Annotated in this window: 15 protein-coding genes; 8 read left to right on the forward strand and 7 right to left on the reverse strand. The window is 69.0% G+C overall.

The window, feature by feature from the left end:
- Nucleotides 1-33: 33 nt before the first annotated feature.
- Nucleotides 34-2094 (reverse strand): glycoside hydrolase family 15 protein, encoded by a 2061-nt coding sequence (locus P0W64_RS10445; RefSeq protein WP_275480037.1) that lies wholly within the window; start codon nucleotides 2092-2094, stop codon nucleotides 34-36.
- A 62-nt stretch (nucleotides 2095-2156) separates the two neighbouring features.
- Here P0W64_RS10445 and P0W64_RS10450 point away from each other — a divergent pair, with 62 nt between their 5' ends.
- The 7 genes from P0W64_RS10450 (at nucleotide 2157) to P0W64_RS10480 (ending at nucleotide 8383) form a co-directional block, all read left to right on the forward strand.
- On the forward strand, nucleotides 2157-2507 hold the full coding sequence (locus P0W64_RS10450) for a hypothetical protein (protein ID WP_275480038.1): 351 nt from the start codon (nucleotides 2157-2159) through the stop codon (nucleotides 2505-2507).
- 77 nt (nucleotides 2508-2584) lie between these two features.
- The gene (locus P0W64_RS10455; protein WP_275480039.1) at nucleotides 2585-3718 is read left to right on the forward strand and encodes a sulfate ABC transporter substrate-binding protein; all 1134 of its coding nucleotides are present in this window, start codon (nucleotides 2585-2587) and stop codon (nucleotides 3716-3718) included.
- On the forward strand, nucleotides 3719-4522 hold the full coding sequence (gene cysT, locus P0W64_RS10460; RefSeq protein WP_275480040.1) for a sulfate ABC transporter permease subunit CysT: 804 nt from the start codon (nucleotides 3719-3721) through the stop codon (nucleotides 4520-4522).
- Entirely contained in the window at nucleotides 4519-5337 is an 819-nt protein-coding gene (cysW, locus tag P0W64_RS10465) for a sulfate ABC transporter permease subunit CysW (RefSeq protein ID WP_275480041.1), read from the forward strand. Before cysT ends, cysW begins: the two co-directional genes overlap by 4 nt.
- On the forward strand, nucleotides 5327-6346 hold the full coding sequence (locus tag P0W64_RS10470) for a sulfate ABC transporter ATP-binding protein (protein WP_275480042.1): 1020 nt from the start codon (nucleotides 5327-5329) through the stop codon (nucleotides 6344-6346). Before cysW ends, P0W64_RS10470 begins: the two co-directional genes overlap by 11 nt.
- Before the next feature lie 37 nt (nucleotides 6347-6383).
- Nucleotides 6384-7100, forward strand: a complete 717-nt coding sequence (locus P0W64_RS10475; protein ID WP_275480043.1) for an MgtC/SapB family protein — start codon at nucleotides 6384-6386, stop codon at nucleotides 7098-7100.
- A 38-nt stretch (nucleotides 7101-7138) separates the two neighbouring features.
- Nucleotides 7139-8383, forward strand: a complete 1245-nt coding sequence (locus P0W64_RS10480) for a GNAT family N-acetyltransferase (protein WP_275480044.1) — start codon at nucleotides 7139-7141, stop codon at nucleotides 8381-8383.
- A gap of 16 nt (nucleotides 8384-8399) precedes the next feature.
- On the opposite strand, the gene P0W64_RS10485 is transcribed toward P0W64_RS10480, so the two are convergent.
- Genes P0W64_RS10485 through P0W64_RS10500 form a run of 4 tightly spaced genes read right to left on the reverse strand, consistent with a single transcriptional unit; the run spans nucleotide 8400 to nucleotide 13136 of the window.
- Nucleotides 8400-9677: a GTP-binding protein gene (locus P0W64_RS10485; RefSeq protein WP_275480163.1), complete on the reverse strand. Its 1278-nt coding sequence runs from the start codon at nucleotides 9675-9677 to the stop codon at nucleotides 8400-8402.
- On the reverse strand, nucleotides 9674-10612 hold the full coding sequence (cysD, locus tag P0W64_RS10490; protein WP_275480045.1) for a sulfate adenylyltransferase subunit CysD: 939 nt from the start codon (nucleotides 10610-10612) through the stop codon (nucleotides 9674-9676). Before cysD ends, P0W64_RS10485 begins: the two co-directional genes overlap by 4 nt.
- Nucleotides 10591-11304 carry a phosphoadenylyl-sulfate reductase gene (locus P0W64_RS10495; protein WP_275480046.1) on the reverse strand — a complete coding sequence of 238 codons (714 nt, stop codon included), beginning with the start codon at nucleotides 11302-11304 and terminating at the stop codon, nucleotides 10591-10593. The genes cysD and P0W64_RS10495 overlap by 22 nt, the downstream gene beginning before the upstream one ends.
- Nucleotides 11301-13136 (reverse strand): nitrite/sulfite reductase, encoded by a 1836-nt coding sequence (locus P0W64_RS10500; protein WP_275480047.1) that lies wholly within the window; start codon nucleotides 13134-13136, stop codon nucleotides 11301-11303. Before P0W64_RS10500 ends, P0W64_RS10495 begins: the two co-directional genes overlap by 4 nt.
- A 243-nt stretch (nucleotides 13137-13379) precedes the next feature.
- On the opposite strand from P0W64_RS10500, the gene hemW reads away from it, so the two are divergent.
- Nucleotides 13380-14561, forward strand: coding sequence for a radical SAM family heme chaperone HemW (hemW, locus tag P0W64_RS10505; RefSeq protein WP_275480164.1), 1182 nt, complete (start codon nucleotides 13380-13382; stop codon nucleotides 14559-14561).
- Nucleotides 14562-14643: 82 nt separating this feature from the next.
- Here hemW and P0W64_RS10510 read toward each other — a convergent pair whose 3' ends face one another.
- Together P0W64_RS10510 and P0W64_RS10515 are read right to left on the reverse strand one after the other, a co-directional pair.
- A complete protein-coding gene (locus tag P0W64_RS10510; RefSeq protein ID WP_275480048.1) occupies nucleotides 14644-15492 on the reverse strand; it encodes a type IV toxin-antitoxin system AbiEi family antitoxin domain-containing protein in 849 nt (282 codons plus the stop codon).
- 168 nt (nucleotides 15493-15660) lie between these two features.
- Entirely contained in the window at nucleotides 15661-16380 is a 720-nt protein-coding gene (locus P0W64_RS10515) for an SIMPL domain-containing protein (protein WP_275480049.1), read from the reverse strand.
- Nucleotides 16381-16555 lie beyond the last annotated feature (175 nt).

Below are 16555 nucleotides of genomic sequence, written 5' to 3' on the forward strand. Positions count from 1 at the left end.
CCCCCCCCCCCCCCCGGGGGGTTTCTGCTTTCGCTAGGGCGTGGGATGCGCCGGGAGGAACGTCGATGCGTGGTGCGACTCCTCGGCGCGGATGACGTGCACGACCGCATTGATCAGCGCCAGATGGGTGAACGCCTGTGGGAAGTTTCCCAGGTGCTTACCGCTCTTGGGATCGATCTCCTCGGCGTACAGCTTCAGCGGGCTGGAGTACGACAGCAGGCGCTCGCACAGGGAACGCGCACGGTTCACCTCACCGATCTCCACCAGGGCAGACACCAGCCAGAACGAACAGATCGTGAACGCTCCCTCCTCGCCGCTGAGCCCGTCGTCGGTCTCCTCGACGCGGTACCTCAGTACGAGGCCGTCCTCCGTGAGTTCGTCGGCGATGGCGAGCACCGTCGCCCGGACCCGTGGATCGTCGGACGGCAGGAACCGCAGCAGCGGAACGAGGAGCAGTGACGCGTCGAGGGCGTTGGAGCCGTAGCGCTGCGTGAACACACCGCGGTGGTCGACACCGTGCTCGAGGATGTCCGCCTTGATGACATCGGCCTCGTCTGACCACTGCTGAGCGTAGTCGTCCTCGCCGTGCAGCGCGGCCAGCTTGGACCCGCGGTCCAGGGCGATCCAACACATGACCTTGGACGAGGTGAAGTGCTGCGGGTCGCCGCGCACCTCCCAGATGCCGCGGTCCGGCTGGCGCCAGTGCTTGAGCGTCTCCTCGACCTGCGCCTTGAGCACCGGCCACAGGGTCTCGGGGATGCGCTCGCTGGACTTGGTGTTGAGGTACACCGAGTCCAGCATCGTGCCCCAGATGTCGTGCTGGCGCTGGTTGTACGCGCCGTTCCCGATACGCACGGGGCGGGCGCCGTCGTAGCCGGACAGGTGGGTGAGCTCCTCCTCGACGAGCGTGCGCTCGCCGCCGACGCCGTACATCACCTGTAGCGGGTTCTGCTCGCCGTTGTTGGCGCCCGACACGTCGGCGATGAACGAGAAGAAGTCCTCGGCCTCGCGGTCCAGGCCCAGCGTGTACAGGCCCCACAGAGCGAACGTGGAGTCGCGCACCCACGCGTATCGGTAGTCCCAGTTGCGGACACCCTTGGGCGTCTCGGGCAGCGACGTCGTCGACGCGGCGAGCAGGGCGCCGGTCGGGGAGTAGGTCAGACCCTTCAGGGTGAGGGCCGAGCGTTGCAGATAAGAGCGCCACGGGTGGTCCGGGAAATGGCCGACGTTGATCCATTGCCGCCACGACTCCGCGGTGGCCCACATCTTCTGCGCCGCCTCCTCGAAGGTCTGCGGCACGGGGTGCTTGCTCCAGGAGAGCGCGACGAACACCTGGTCGCCCTCGCTCAGCCGGGTGTGGGCGCGTGCCTCGCGGCCCTCCAGGCCCAGACGCATGTCCGTCGTGATCTTGAGGGTGGGGAAGTCGTCGGCGTCGGCGGTTCGCGGCCGGGCCTCGGCCTCGCCGTAACCGTCGGCCGAGTACTCCCACTTCGCACCCGCGCGGTTGTAGTCGAACGCCGGCTCGCAGTTCATCTGCAACTCGACGGTGCCCGAAACGCAGCGCGCGGTGCGCAGCAGGATGTGCTCGGCATCCCAGTCGGTGGGCGTCCGGCGGTGCGTCCGCGACCGCGTCTGCGTGTCGTGCCAAGGGCCCATCACCAACGCGTCACGGACGATGAGCCAGCCCGTCGACGTCTGCCACGTCGTCTCGAGCATCAGGCTGCCGGGTAGGTAGCGGCGGTCCGACGGGACTCGCACCCCGTAAGGCGCGAGTCGGAACGAGCCGGCGCCCCGGTCCAGGATCGCCCCGAAGATGCTCGGGGAATCGGGGCGTGGCACGCACATCCACTCGACGGTGCCGTCGCGGGCGACGAGGCACGTGTTCTCGCAGTCCGACAGGAACGCGTAGTCGTGGATGGGTGGGAACGCGCTCTCGCTGTAGGGGTCCGACGAGGGTGCGGACGCGGGCACCGGTGCGGGGTCGGCGCTGGCATCGGCGTTCTTGTGTCGGGTCTTCGACCCGTTGGCCGATCCGTTGGTGGTGACGTCAGGGGCGTCCGTGGGCGCGGAGGTGGCGGCGTTCTTGGATGGCATGTGTTACATCATGAACCACCGACGACTCGACTGCGCACCGGTTGGCGATAGGCTCGGTGGCGATGCACGCCATAGCCCACTGGTGGGACACATTCGAGTTGTGGATCTCGAGCCTGCCGTACGTACCCCAGGTGGCGCTGGTGCTGATTGTGCTCACGCTGACCGCAATACTCATCGTCCGCGTCCTCACGGTGCTGATCGACCGCTTGGCCGGCCTCCGCGAATCCGCGCAGCCCGGCGGAAAGGACGAACAGGACGGAGAAATCGCAGGTCAGCGTCCTGAGGAAGGAACAGTGACGACTGTGGCGGGTAATGACGGAGGACGACGGCTGTGGCTGCCGCAGTCGAAGGTGACCTGGGCGCTCATCGCTTTGCTGGTGCTGCTCGTGGTGGCGTGGGCGGTGACCCACTAGCCGGGCGCCTACGATTCCGGCGTACCCCGGCCCGACCGGGTAGCCCGATCGACACGAAGAACGGTCCGAAGACACCCATGCCCAGACGACCCCGACGCCGTAGCGTCGCGAGACGGTACCGACGCGGCGGTGTCGCGAGCGTGCTCGCTCTGCTGCTCGCCGCCGTCCTCGCCGCATGTGGCGGCTCCACCGACGAGCCCGGCGGGATCGACATCTCGAGCGGCAGCCGCCATCTGAACCTCGTGGCGTTCTCCGCAGCGAAGCCCGCGTTCGACCAGCTGATCCCGCTCTTCCGCAAGGAGCACCCGGATATCGGCTTCTCCCAGTCCTACGGCGCGTCGGGCGACCAGTCCCGCAAGGTCGTGCGCCACGTCCCCGTCGACGTGGTGAACTTCTCGGTCGAGCCGGACGTCACCCGCGACGTCAAGGCCGGCCTGATCGACGACGACTGGGACACCGTGCATCCCAACCACGGCGTGCCGTTCACGTCCGCCGTCGTGATGGTGGTGCGACAGGGCAATCCGAAGGGGATCCACGACTGGTCGGATCTCCTCAAACCGGGCGTCGACGTCGTAACGCCCAATCCAGCGAGCTCGGGCTCGGCCAAGTGGAATCTGATGGCGCCGTACGCGTGGGCGTCCGACGGTGGCCGGAACCCACAGGCCGGCGTCGACTTCGTGAAGAAGCTGATCAAGCAGCACACGCATGTCAGCCCGAACTCGGGTCGTGACGCGACCACCGCGTTCCAGGCCGGGCAGGGCGACGTCCTGCTCAGCTACGAGAGCGAGGCCGTGATGCTGCAGAAGCAGAACAAGGCCGCAGGCCTGAAGCCCGTCGAGTACTTCATTCCGCCGCAGTCCTTCCGGATCGACCTCGCTGTGGCCACGGTGAACACGAGTACGGACGCCGCCGCCGCGAAGGACTTCGTGACCTTCCTGTACAGCGACGCGGCGCAGCGGGCGCTACCGACCGCCGGTTTCCGCCCCGTCGTCCCCGCGGTCGTGGCGCAGACGGCGGGACAGTTCACCGCCCAGCCGCAGAAGCTGTGGACCACCGACGAGCTGGGCGCCGAGCTCGGTAGGGGCACCGCCGGCAAGACGGTGTCGGGGAAGAAGCTCACCAAGGACCTGAAGGGCTGGCCGGCCGTCGACGCCGCGCTGTTCGGCGACAAGGGGTCCATCTCGAAGATCTACACGTCGGGAGGGAAGTAGGTGAGCACGCGTAGCAGGCTGGCGGTCGATCCGCTGCGGATCGGTGTCGCATGGGTCTGGATCTCCGTCATCGTGTTGCTGCCGATCGCGGCGATCGTCACGAAGTCCTTCGACCGTGGTCTGAGCGGCTTCTGGGACGCGCTGACCGCCGAGGGGGCCGTGGACACCCTCGTGGTCACCGTGTGGGTCTCCGTCATCGTGACGATCGTGAACGTGGTGATGGGCACGCTCATCGCGTGGGTGCTGGTGCGCGACGACTTCCCGGGCAAGGGCGTGGTCAACGCGATCATCGACCTGCCGTTCGCGCTCCCCACGATCGTCGCGTCGATCGTGCTGCTGTCGTTGTACGGCCCGGACAGCCCGGTCGGTCTGCACCTCAACGCGACGCAGCCTGCGCTGGTCATCGCTCTCGCTTTCGTGACGCTGCCGTTCGTGGTTCGGCAGGTCCAGCCGGTGCTCCTCGAGCTGGATCACGAGGTCGAGGAGGCGGCTGCGTCACTCGGAGCGAGCAATCGCCTGATCCTGACCAAGGTCGTGTTGCCCACGCTGGCGCCCGCGATCCTGTCGGGCGCGGGTCTCGCGTTCACGAGGGCGATCGGCGAGTTCGGCTCGGTCGTGCTCGTCGGCGGCAACATTCCGGGCAAGACACAGGTGGCGTCGCAGTACATCCAGCAGCAGATCGAGGTCGACGACAATACGTCGGCGTCGGTGGTGTCGGTGGTTCTGCTGCTCATCGCGTTCGTGCTGCTGTTCGTCATGCGCTACTTCGGGTCGCGCGCCGCCAAGCGGGAGGAGAACTCGTGAAGCTGAAGAAGGGCACCGTGCTCGGGCTGCGCGGCCTGGCACTCCTGTATCTGCTCGTGCTGCTGGTGCTGCCGATCGTGATCATCCTCTACCGATCGTTCCAGCACGGGCTGGGCCGGTTCTGGGACTGGATCACCACGCCCGCCGCGATCTCCGCACTCGAGATATCGCTGATCATCCTCGTCATAGTGGTGCCGTTGAACGTGATCTTCGGCGTGTTGACCGCGATCGCCCTGGCGCGCGGCCGGTTCCGCGGGAAGGGGCTGCTGCAGGCCGCAGTCGATCTCCCGTTCGCCGTCTCCCCGGTGGTCGTGGGCGTCGCGCTGATCATGCTATGGGGCGTCGGCGGGTGGTTCGGGGGCATAGAGTCGCTGGGCTTCAAGGTGATCTTCGGGCTGCCGGGCATGGTGCTCGCGACGACGTTCGTGACGCTGCCGTTCGTAGTGCGCGAGGTCGAGCCGGTGCTGCACGAGATCGGCACCGAGCAGGAGGAGGCGGCAGCGACGCTCGGCGCGGGCGGCTGGCAGACCTTCTGGCGGATCACGCTCCCTGCGATCCGCTGGGGCCTGACCTACGGCGTTGTCCTCACCATCGCCCGCGCGCTCGGCGAGTACGGCGCGGTGACGATGGTGTCGTCCGGCTTCCCCGGGATCTCGCAGACCTTGACGCTGCTCGTGTCGTCCCGTTTCACGGACGACTACAACACCTTCGGCGCGTACGCCGCCGCCACACTGCTGATGCTGCTGGCGCTCGTCGCGCTGGTGGTCATGACCCTCCTCGAAGCGACGCGACGGAAGAACAACGATGACGACTGACAACGAGCAGGCCGTGACCATCAGTGTCCGCGGCGCCAACAAGCACTATGGCGACTTCGCCGCCCTGGACGACGTGTCCCTGGACATCCCCGACGGCTCCCTCACCGCGCTGCTCGGCCCGTCCGGGTCGGGTAAGTCGACGCTGCTGCGGTCCATCGCGGGCCTCGACCACCTCGACTCCGGCTCCGTGTTCATCAACGGCGAAGACGTGAGCGGTGCGTCCCCACAGCAGCGCGACATCGGTTTCGTCTTCCAGCACTACGCCGCGTTCAAACATATGACGGTGCGGGAGAACGTCGCGTTCGGGCTGAAGATCCGCAAGCGTCCCGCCGCCGAGATCAGGTCCAAGGTCGACGAGCTGCTCGAGGTCGTCGGGCTCACCGGCTTCCAGACCAGGTATCCGGCTCAGCTGTCGGGCGGCCAGCGGCAGCGCATGGCACTCGCGCGGGCGCTCGCCGTCGACCCCCAGGTCCTGCTGCTGGACGAGCCCTTCGGCGCGCTCGACGCGAAGGTGCGTGAGGAACTTCGCGCATGGTTGCGACGGCTGCACGACGAGGTCCACGTGACGACGGTGATCGTCACCCACGACCAGGAGGAGGCGCTCGACATCGCCGATCGGATCGCCGTGCTGAACCGCGGGCGGATCGAGCAGGTGGGTTCGCCGGAGGACGTCTACGACCGGCCCGAGACGCCGTTCGTCATGTCGTTCCTCGGGTCCGTGGCCAAGCTGAACGGGGTGCTGGTGCGCCCCCACGACATCCGCGTGGGGCGGACCCCCGAGATGGCGCGTGCGGGCAGCGTCACGGCGGAGGAGGCCGGAGTCACGCGCGCCACGGTGGAGCGGATCGTCTACCTGGGCTTCGAGGTGCGCGTGGAGCTCGTCAACGGCGCGACCGGCGAGCGCTTCCACGCACAGGTCACCCGTGGCGACGCGGCCGCCCTGGACCTTTCGGACGGCGAGGATGTGTACGTGCGCGCGACCCACGTGCCGGCGATAGCGGCGTCCTGACGGTGCGCATCCCTGCGGCGCGGCGCACCATGGGGCGATGACGACTCTCGCTGCGGACTGGATAAGCGCCGGCCAGGGCTGGCGGCAGATCGAGGAGTTGGTTCTCGCGTTCTGCCTGTCTGCGGTCGTCGGCGTGGAGCGCGAGGTCCGGGGCAAGAGCGCCGGGCTGCGCACGCAGGCCATCGTCGGGACGACCGCGGCGTTGTTCATGTTGGTCAGCAAATACGGCTTCGCCGATGTGCTTGCGCCGGGCGCTGTGGTCCTGGACCCGTCGCGCGTGGCGGCCCAGGTGGTCTCCGGCATCGGCTTCCTCGGTGCCGGGCTGATCATCACCCGGCGAGGTGCGATCCGCGGCCTCACGACTGCGGCGGCCGTATGGGAGACCGCGGCGATCGGCATGGCTGCCGGGGCGGGCCTCGAGGTGCTCGCCGTGGTGGTGACCGTGCTGCACTTCGTGGCGGTGCTCGGATTCACCCCGCTCGGCCGCTTCCTGGGCTCCCGCGGGACGGCGGAGCGCGGATTCACCGTGACCTACGAGGACGGGCGCGGCGTGCTGCGATCCCTGCTCGCGGAGTGCTCGCGCCGGGGCTGGACGGTCGCGTCGCTCGCCGTGCTGGACGGACACAGCAAGGGAGGCGATCCCGAAGTGACCGTCTCGCTGTCCCTCGTGGGGCGCGGGGTCGCCGAGGCCGCCGGAGCGCTCTCCGCCGTCGACGGCATCCTCCGTGTCGACCGCGGCGCCGACGAGGATTGACGGTGATAACCGGTTGCGGTGCGCGGTAGCGTCGGACCGTGAAGAATGGTAACGAGATCCGGTTCGAGCGGGTCCGCACGGGCGAACGGCTGCGCGAGTTCCGCGAGACCGTCGCCGTCGGCTTCCTCGGCGGCACCATCGCACCCGAGGTATGGGCCGATGCGTTCCGCCCCCGTATCGACATGGACGCCTTCGACGTCGCGGTCGACGGGCGCGACATCGTCGGGACCTTCTGGGCGTTCGACCAGACGATGACGGCGGTAGGGGGAGCGGACGTGCCCACGCGGGGCGTCAGCTCCGTAGTCGTGCTCCCCACGCACCGCCGTCGCGGGATCCTCACCCGGTTCATGCGCGACTGCCTCCGTGACGCCGCGGAGGCGGGCTGTGCGGCGGCGACGCTGGTGGCGGCCGAGTACGGCATCTACGGCCGGTTCGGCTTCGGGCCGGCGTCCCGGGCAGCCGGGTTCACCGTCGACGTCGGTGCGGCTGATCTGGGCGATGTGGGCGGCGCCGACCTCCGGTTCGCCTCCGGCGCCGAGTACCTGGCCGCGTCAGAACTGGTGCACGACGCCGTGCGCATACCCGGCAAGGTGTCCCGGCCGCCCCGGCGGGGCGAGCGGCTCGCGGGCCTCGCCCTGCGGGACGGGCCCGACACCCGTCGCCGCGTCGTGCTGCACCGCGGCGACGGGCCGGCCGGGGTGGTCGCGTACCGCGCCGAGGAGAAGTGGGAGGGCAATCTGCCGCGCGCCGAGGCGACCGTCGAGGAGTTGCTCGGCGTGGACGCCGACGCCGAACGCACGCTGTGGCGGTTCGTGGCGAGCGTCGACTGGGTCACGACCGTGCACACCGGCCCCCGGCCCGTCGACGATCCCCTGCAGGACTGGGCGTCGAACCCGCGCGGCGTCGTGATGCGGGACCTGTCCGATCACGTCTGGCTGCGTCCGCTCGATCTGCCGGCGCTGTTCGCCGCGCGGACCTACGCGTCGGCCGGGCGAGTCGTCCTCGACGTGACGGATCCCGGCTGGGGAGACGGTCCGGGCCCCGCGCACGGGCGCTTCGCGTTCGAGTCCGACGGCCGCACCGGTCGCTGCGTACCGTCCGACGAACCCGCGGCCGATCTGGCCCTCGATGTCACCGTGCTCCCGCGGCTCTGGCTGTCCGACGACACCCTCGGGCGGCGGGTCACCGTCGGCGACGTGCGTGAGCTGACCCCGGGTGCCGCCGCGCGCGCCGACGCGATGCTGCAGCAGTCGCGCCGCCCGTGGGCGGTCGAGGGCTTCTGACGCTGCGGGAGGCGTCTCAGACGACGTGCGTGAGCGCGTTGCCGACGAGGCCCGCTGCGAGCGTGTTGCCGGACTGCGGCTCGATGAGCAGGAACGAGCCCATCTCGCGATTCACGTCGTAGTCGTCCGCGACGATCGGCTCGGCGGTGGTCACCGAGATCGAGCCGATCTGGTTCAGTTCGAGTGATTCACCGTCGGCGATGGTCAGTGCCTGCTCGTCGAAGACGGAGTCCACCGAGCCGACGATCGCCGGCGTGGTACGCGTGCCGTGCTTGAGCAGCAGCCGCGAGCCGACGCGTAGCGGCTTGTCCGCGAGCCAGCACACCGTCGCGGTGAACTGCTGGCGCGGCTCGGGCGCGTCCTGTGCTGCCACCAGCACGTCCCCGCGCGAGGCGTCGACCTCGTCGGCGAGCACCAGCGTCACGCTGCGACCCGTGTGCGCAGACTCCAGTTCGCCGTCCGCGGTGTCGATACGCGCAACGGTGGTGCGGGTGCCTGCGGGGAGGACGACGACGTCGTCGCCGACCGCGATCGTGCCCGCCGCGACCTGGCCCGCGTAGCCGCGGTAGTCCGGGTACTCGGGTGTCCGGGGACGGATCACGTACTGCACCGGGAAACGGAAACCGATGGGCGCGGTGTCGGGGTCGGTCGGCACGTTCTCGAGGTACTCGAGCAGTGAGGGACCGTCATAATACGGCGTGTTCACGGAGCGGGTGGCCACGTTGTCGCCGTGCAGCGCCGACACTGGGATGGCGTGGACCTCGGCGTCCGACCAGCCGAGCGAGCGCATCAGCGTGTGGAACTCGCCGGAGATCCGGCCGAACACCGCTTCCTGATCGTCCACGAGGTCGATCTTGTTGACCGCCAGAACGACTCGTGGCACCCCGAGGAGTCGGATGACGGCGGCGTGTCGCCGGGTCTGCTCCACGACGCCCTTGCGTGCGTCGGTGAGCAGTACGACCACCTGGGCTGTGGAGGCGCCGGAGACGGTGTTCCGCGTGTACTGCACGTGGCCGGGGGTGTCGGCGAGCACGAACGACCGGTTGGGCGTTGCGAAGTAGCGGTAGGCGACGTCGATGGTGATGCCCTGCTCGCGCTCGGCGCGCAGGCCGTCGACGAGCAGCGAGAGGTCGGGAGTGTCCAGGCCGCGATCGACAGACGCCCGCGTGACCGCGTCTATCTGGTCCGCGAGAACGGATTTCGTGTCGAACAGCAGGCGACCGACGAGGGTGGACTTGCCGTCGTCGACGGAGCCCGCAGTGGCGAGCCGGAGAAGCTCGGGGGAGCGCATCAGAAGTACCCTTCCTTCTTCCGGTCCTCCATGGCCGCCTCGGACACGCGGTCGTCGCCGCGCGTCGCGCCGCGCTCGGTGAGCCGCGACGCCGCGACCTCGGCCAGGATCGCCTCGTTGTCGGCGGCCTCGGAGAGGATCGCGCCCGTGGTGGAGCCGTCACCGACGGTGCGGTACCGCACCGAGAGTCGCTGCAGCTCTTCGCCATCGCGCGGACCGCCCCATACGCCGGGGGTCATCCACATGCCGTCGCGCTGGTAGACGTCGCGCTGGTGAGCGTAGTAGATCGACGCGAGCGGGATGTTCTCGCGGGCGATGTACCGCCACACGTCGAGCTCCGTGAAGTTGCTCAGCGGGAACACGCGCACGTGCTCGCCCGGCGCGTGCCGGCCGTTGTACAGGTTCCACAGCTCGGGGCGCTGGCGCTTGGGGTCCCACTGCCCGAACGCGTTGCGCAGGCTGAAGATCCGCTCCTTGGCGCGTGCGCGCTCCTCATCGCGGCGACCGCCGCCGAACACGGCGTCGAAACGGTTCTCGGAGATCGCGTCCAGTAGCGGCACCGTCTGCAGGGGGTTGCGGATGCCGTCGGGCCGCTCCGCGAGCCGGCCGTCGGCGATGTAGTCCTCGACCGAGGCGACGTGCAGGCGCAGGTTGTGCCGCTCGACCACCTCGTCGCGGAATCGCAGCACCTCGGGCAGGTTGTGGCCGGTATCGACGTGCAGCAGCGCGAACGGCAGCGGCGCGGGCCAGAACGCCTTCACTGCGAGGTGTAGCAGCACCGTCGAGTCCTTGCCGCCGGAGAACAGGATGACCGGCCGCTCGAACTCGCCGGCGACCTCGCGGAAGATGTGGATCGCCTCGGATTCCAGGGCGTCCAGGGTGGAGAACGCCGTGCCCGGCTGTGTCGTGGTCTCTGTCATGACGTGTGGAGTCCGCATTCTGTCTTGGCGTTGCCGGCCCAGCGGCCGCTGCGCGGGTCGGAGCCGGGGGCCGGCTTGGTGGTGCACGGTGCGCAGCCGATCGAGGGGTAGCCCTCGTCCACCAGCGGGTTCACCAGGATGCCGTGCGCATCGATGTAGTCCTGCATCTGCTCGTCGGACCAGGCCACGATCGGGTTGATCTTGACCAGTCCGAAGCCCTCGTCGAACGAGATGGCCGGGGCGTGCGCGCGGGTGGGCGCCTCGACCCGGCGGATTCCTGTCACCCACGCGGGGTAGTGGGCGAGAGTGGTGCGCAGCGGGACGACCTTGCGCAGGCGGCAGCACTCGCCGGGATCGCGCGCGAACAGGTCCTTGCCGAGAGCCGAGTCCTGCTCCGCGACGGTCTGCTCGGGGGTCACGTTGAGGATCTCGACGTCGTAGACGGCCTCGGCGGCATCCCGCATGCCGATCGTCTCGGGGAAGTGGTAACCGGTATCGAGGAACAGCACCTTGGGGCGTTCCTGGACCTGCTTCGCGAGGTGCACGAGCACGCCGTCCTGCATGTTCGATGCGACCAGGTAGTCGTCGCCGAAGGTGTCGGCCGTCCAGCGCAGGAGCGTAAGCGGATCTGCGTCGCCCAGCTCGGCCGCCCCGCGGTCGGCGATCGCACGCAGTTCCTCGGAGGTGGCGGTGCGGGTCGGTGCGCTCATCTCAGGTCCTCCTCGGCGGCCCGGACGGCCCACTGCGCGAAGCGCTCGCCTTCCTCGCGCTGCGCCGCGAACCGCCGTACCACTCGCTCGATGTAGTCCCCGAGCTCCGTGGACAGCACCTTGTGCTGGCGCAGCTTGCGGCCGAATCCGCTGTCGAGCCCGAGGCTTCCACCAAGATGAACCTGGTAGCCCTCGACTTGATTCCCCTCGTGATCGTCCACGAGCTGGCCCTTGAAGCCGATGTCTGCGATCTGCGAGCGTCCGCACGAGTTGGGGCAGCCGTTGATGTTGACGGTGACCGGAACGTCGAGCTCTGCGTTGAGGTCGGCCAAGCGCCGCTCCAACTCGGGGACCAGCACCTGAGATCGCTTGCGCGTCTCGACGAAGGACAGCTTGCAGAACTCGATGCCGCTGCATGCGATGAGATTCCGACGCCACAGCGAGGGGCGGCCCTGCAGGCCGAGTGTCGCGAGCTCGTCGATCAGCGCATCGACGCGATCGTCGGGGACGTCCAGGACGATGAGCTTCTGGTAGGGCGTGAACGACGCGCGGTTCGAACCAGCGCGCTCCATCGCGTCCGCAACGCCGCTGAGGACGGTGCCCGAGACCCGGCCTGCGATGGGGGTGAAGCCGACGGCGTTGAGCCCGTTGCGGAGCTTCTGCACGCCGATGTGATCGATGGGGCGGGCGGGCTGCTCCGGTGCGGGGCCGTCGATCAGCTTCCGGCCCAGGTACTCGTCCTCGAGGACCTGGCGGAACTTCTCGATCCCCCAGTCCTTGATGAGGAACTTCAGCCGGGCCTTGTTGCGCAGGCGGCGGTAACCGTAGTCGCGGAAGACCGAGACCACGCCTTCCCAGACGTCGGGCACCTCGTCGAGCGGTACCCACGCGCCGACGCGCTGCGCCAGCATCGGATTGGTCGACAGACCGCCGCCCACCCAGAGATCGAGCCCCGGGCCGTGCTCCGGATGCACGACACCGACGAACGCCACGTCGTTGATCTCGTGGACCACGTCCTGCTGGCCCGAGATGGCGGTCTTGAACTTGCGTGGCAGGTTGGAGTACTTCGGGTCGCCGATGTACCGGCGGACGATCTCGTCGATCGCGGGTGACGGGTCGAGCACCTCGTCGAGCGACTCCCCGGCCAGCGGCGAACCGAGGACCACGCGGGGGCAGTCGCCGCACGCCTCAGTCGTCTTCAGGCCGACGGCCTCTAGACGCTTCCATATCTCGGGGACGTTCTCGATCTCGATCCAGTGGAACTGCACGTTCTCCCGGTCGGAGAGGTCGGCCGTGTCCCGGCCGAACTGTGTCGAGACCTCGCCGAGAGTGCGCACCTGAGCCGCGTCGAGCTTCCCGCCGTCGCATCGCACGCGCATCATGAAGTACGGCGCTTCGAGGAGATCGATGTTCTCGTCCCCCGTGTATGTGCCGTCGTATCCCTGAGCGCGCTGGGTGTACAGACCCCACCAGCGCATCCGGCCGCGCAGGTCGGCCTTGTCGATCGAGTCGAACCCACCCTTGCTGTAGATGTTCTCGATGCGGGCACGTACGTTGAGCGGGTTGTCGTCCTTCTTGGACTGTTCGTTGGCGTTGAGCGGTTCGCGGTAGCCGAGAGCCCACTGGCCTTCGGACTTGCGTCGCGTCGGGCGCGCTCTGCGGGCGGGTGCCCCCTCCCTCGCGGGGCGTCCCTCGCCGGTGGCGCGGGCGGGCCCGCCCTCGCGGGGAGCGCGCGGAGTCCGTGCGGTCCCGGCCGAGCCGGTTCCGTTCTCGTGAGCCGTCGGCGACGCTGAGTCCGTGTCAGCGGGAACGGCGTCAGCTGTGGACGTCATAGGGGTGTGCTCCTGGAATCGGGGTGAGGAAAAGCGTGGCGCGGGGCTGAGGTGCGCGGGCACGCTGAGTCGGCGGGACGCCTAACAGCTGCAGCTGTTGACCCGCAGGAAATCGATGTGCCGGCGCGAAGCCAGCAGTGCACCCTGTCCGTTCATCGGGTGCCATTGTGCCACCTGTGGTGCCCGAGACAGGAATCGGGCTGAGACACTGGTGCCGTGACCTCGGTGAACGTTCCTATCGTCGTGCCCGGTGCCGGCGCGGACAGCGCGGCGGCGGTGTCGGCGGCCGGCCCTGCGGCGGAACCGTTCGGGCTGTACCTACACGTGCCCTTCTGCGCGACCCGCTGCGGTTACTGCGACTTCAACACGTACACGGCCGGTGAACTGGGCGGATCGTCGTCGCCGCAGGCGTGGGCGCGGGCCGTCGACGGTGAGCTCGCCGCTGCCGCCGCGGTGACCGGGGACGTCGAGGTTTCGACGATCTTCGTCGGCGGCGGGACTCCGTCGCTACTGGGCGGCGAGGGTCTGGCGGCCCTCCTGGGAAGCGTGCGGCAGCACTTCAGGCTCGCGCCCGAGGCTGAGATCACCACTGAGTCGAATCCCGAATCGGTGTCGCCGGAGTTCTTCGACACACTGTTGGGCGCAGGCTTCACGCGCATCTCGCTGGGGATGCAGTCCGCGGCCGAACACGTGCTGCGCGTGCTGGACCGCACGCACACGCCGGGGCGGGCGGTGGCAGCGGCGCGCGAGGCGCTGGCCGCGGGTTTCACGCATGTCAACCTGGACTTGATCTACGGCACGCCGGGGGAGACCGACGACGACCTGCGTCGTTCCCTAGACGCGGTGCTGGGCGCGGGCGTCGATCACGTGTCCGCGTACGCGCTGATCGTCGAGGACGGCACGGCTCTGGCCCGGCGCATCCGGCGCGGCGAGGTCGCGCCGGTCGACGACGATGTTCTCGCCGACCGGTACGAGATGGTCGACGGCGCGCTGCGGGGCGCGGGGATGGACTGGTACGAGGTGTCCAACTGGGCGCGCGGCGCGGAGGCGCGGTGTAGGCACAACGAGCTGTACTGGGAGGGCGCCGACTGGTGGGGCGTAGGACCTGGGGCGCACAGCCACCTCCGTGGCACGCGTTTCTGGAACGTCAAGCACCCTGCGCGCTACGCCGACGCCGTCGCGGCCGGCCGGCTGCCGGTCGTGGGGCACGAGGTGCTCACCGAGGAGGACCGGCACCTGGAGGACTTGATGCTCCGGATCCGGATGCGTTCCGGCCTGCCCGCGGGCGTGCTGGGGTCCGTCGAGGAGATGAACGCCGAGTACGAGGTCGCCGCCGGCAACCTCGTGTCGACGTCCGGCACCTATGTCCTCACCGATGCCGGGCGTCTGGTCGCCGACGGCGTCGTGCGCCGCATCCTGGGCTGACTCACGGTCCGCCTCTCGGCTGATCCGGCCGGGCATCGCTGTCACAGCGGCGCCCGGCCCCAGGCACCGCGAACTGGACCACCTATTCGGCCAGCCTCCGGCCGAGATGGTCGCCGCGTCGCACCATCGCGAGGATCCGGGCCTCGACCTGCGGCCACCGGAACATCACGTCCTCCCAGGTCAGCCTGATCGGGTCGTATCCGGCCGCGCGTGCGATCTGGTCCCGCGTCCGGTCCTTCTGGTAGTTCTCGCCTCCGTGGTGCGCGCGGCTGTCGACCTCGATCAGCAGAGACCGGCCGACCAGGAGGTCGACCCTGCCGACCCCGGGCACGATCACTTGGATCTCGACCTTGATGTTGCGGCGTCGCAGTCTCACCCGTACCAGCGATTCGGTGCCGGATTCCGCTCGTCGGTCGACCTGGTCGAGGAGCCGGAGCACGCGCCGTGGCGCGCCTTCCAACGCTTCTCGCAGGTCGGAGACGGCCAGTTCGGGATGGCGGTGCAACACCGAGTCGCAGATCGCGACGAACTCGTCGGGCGCGGTACATCGGGCGGAGCAGGCGAACGCGATCAGCAGCGGGTCCACCGCTACTCGCGGTGCGGAGAGCTCCCGATAGGCGGAACAGTACTCGCCGCTGCGCTTACCGCGACTGTGATGCTCCGATGCTCGGCGATGAGTCTTCTTCTGGCCCAGGGGTATCCATATATCATGGTGTGCCAGAGCTGTTACGCACGTGACCGCGGCGCACGCTTTCACGACCGCCACTAGAGCGGGATCGGCAGTAGGTGTGGCGAACCAACCCGGACGGATCCGCTTCAGGTGGCCCCTGCGAACCATGCGGCGGATCGTTGCGGCGTCCCATCCGCAGCGTTCCAACTCTCGCTTCGTCACGACCCCGCCCGCCACCCGCGGCGCTTCGCGATACCCCATGAAGTCGATCCTGGGACACGTCGTCGCCGCCAACCCCCGGCGCGGGCGGTTGGAAGCGCCAGCTGTGGACGGAGCAGATCCATCCACAGGGTCGGTTCTCTGCGGGTGGGGAGGGGCAGGCTCGCATGTACGATGCCCGCGCTGTGCGGCCGAGAAACGAGCCGGCGACTACTTCAGGCGCCACTTCACCGTGACGGATACGCGGACGGTCTGCTGCCCCGGTTCGATCGGGACGGAGGCGGCACGGGGGGCGGCGTAGGCGGTCGGGGTCGGAGCGGACTGATCGGTGGACTCGCTCACCGATATCACCTCGCCCAATGACGCCCCGGCGAGCTTGGCGTACTGATCGGCCTGCGACTTCGCGTCGGCGAAGGCCTTGGCGCGTGCGGAGGACTGCAGTCGGGCATCGTCGATCGGGTCGAAGCCGACGGACGTCACACGAGTCGCGTCCCCACCCGCGGCGGCCGCATCGCCGATCACCTTCGACGCCTTGGTCAGATCCTTGACCCGGACCGTGAGCGACTGCGTCGCCTGATACCCGATGATGCTGCTGGAACCGCCGCTCACGGAGTCGCCGTACCGCGGGCTGACCTGTAGGTTCGCCGTGGTGACGTCGGCCCGCGTGACACCCGCGGCGACGACGGCGTCGATCACCTTCTGCGACAGGTCGCCGGCCTGGTCGAGCGCGCCGCTGACGTCAGCCGCCTGCACCTGCACGCCCAGCTTCGCGGTGAGTGCGGTGGGAGTCCCCTCGACGTCGCCGACACCGACCGATGTCACCTCACGCGCGGCTGCGTCGTCGTTGGAGTGCCGGTCCGACGAGCACCCGGCTACGAGCAGCGGAGTGGCCACCAATGCAGCCAGGGCAGAAGTCCGGAATCGGCGCATTTCCCCATCGTGCCAGTGATCGACACAGATCGTGCGCAAACCTCAATACAGGAAACGCTGGTTTCGGTGCGCGGCTCAATGGCCGCGCCGCGGCCGCGCGGCGTGCCTGCCGTAGTTCTCGGCGTCCGGCCCGGGGGTGGGGCCGGACGGTGGCCCGGCGTGCGTCGGGCCCGAG

It is taken from the genome of Tsukamurella sp. 8F (assembly GCF_029167375.1).
Lineage (GTDB): Bacteria > Actinomycetota > Actinomycetes > Mycobacteriales > Mycobacteriaceae > Tsukamurella.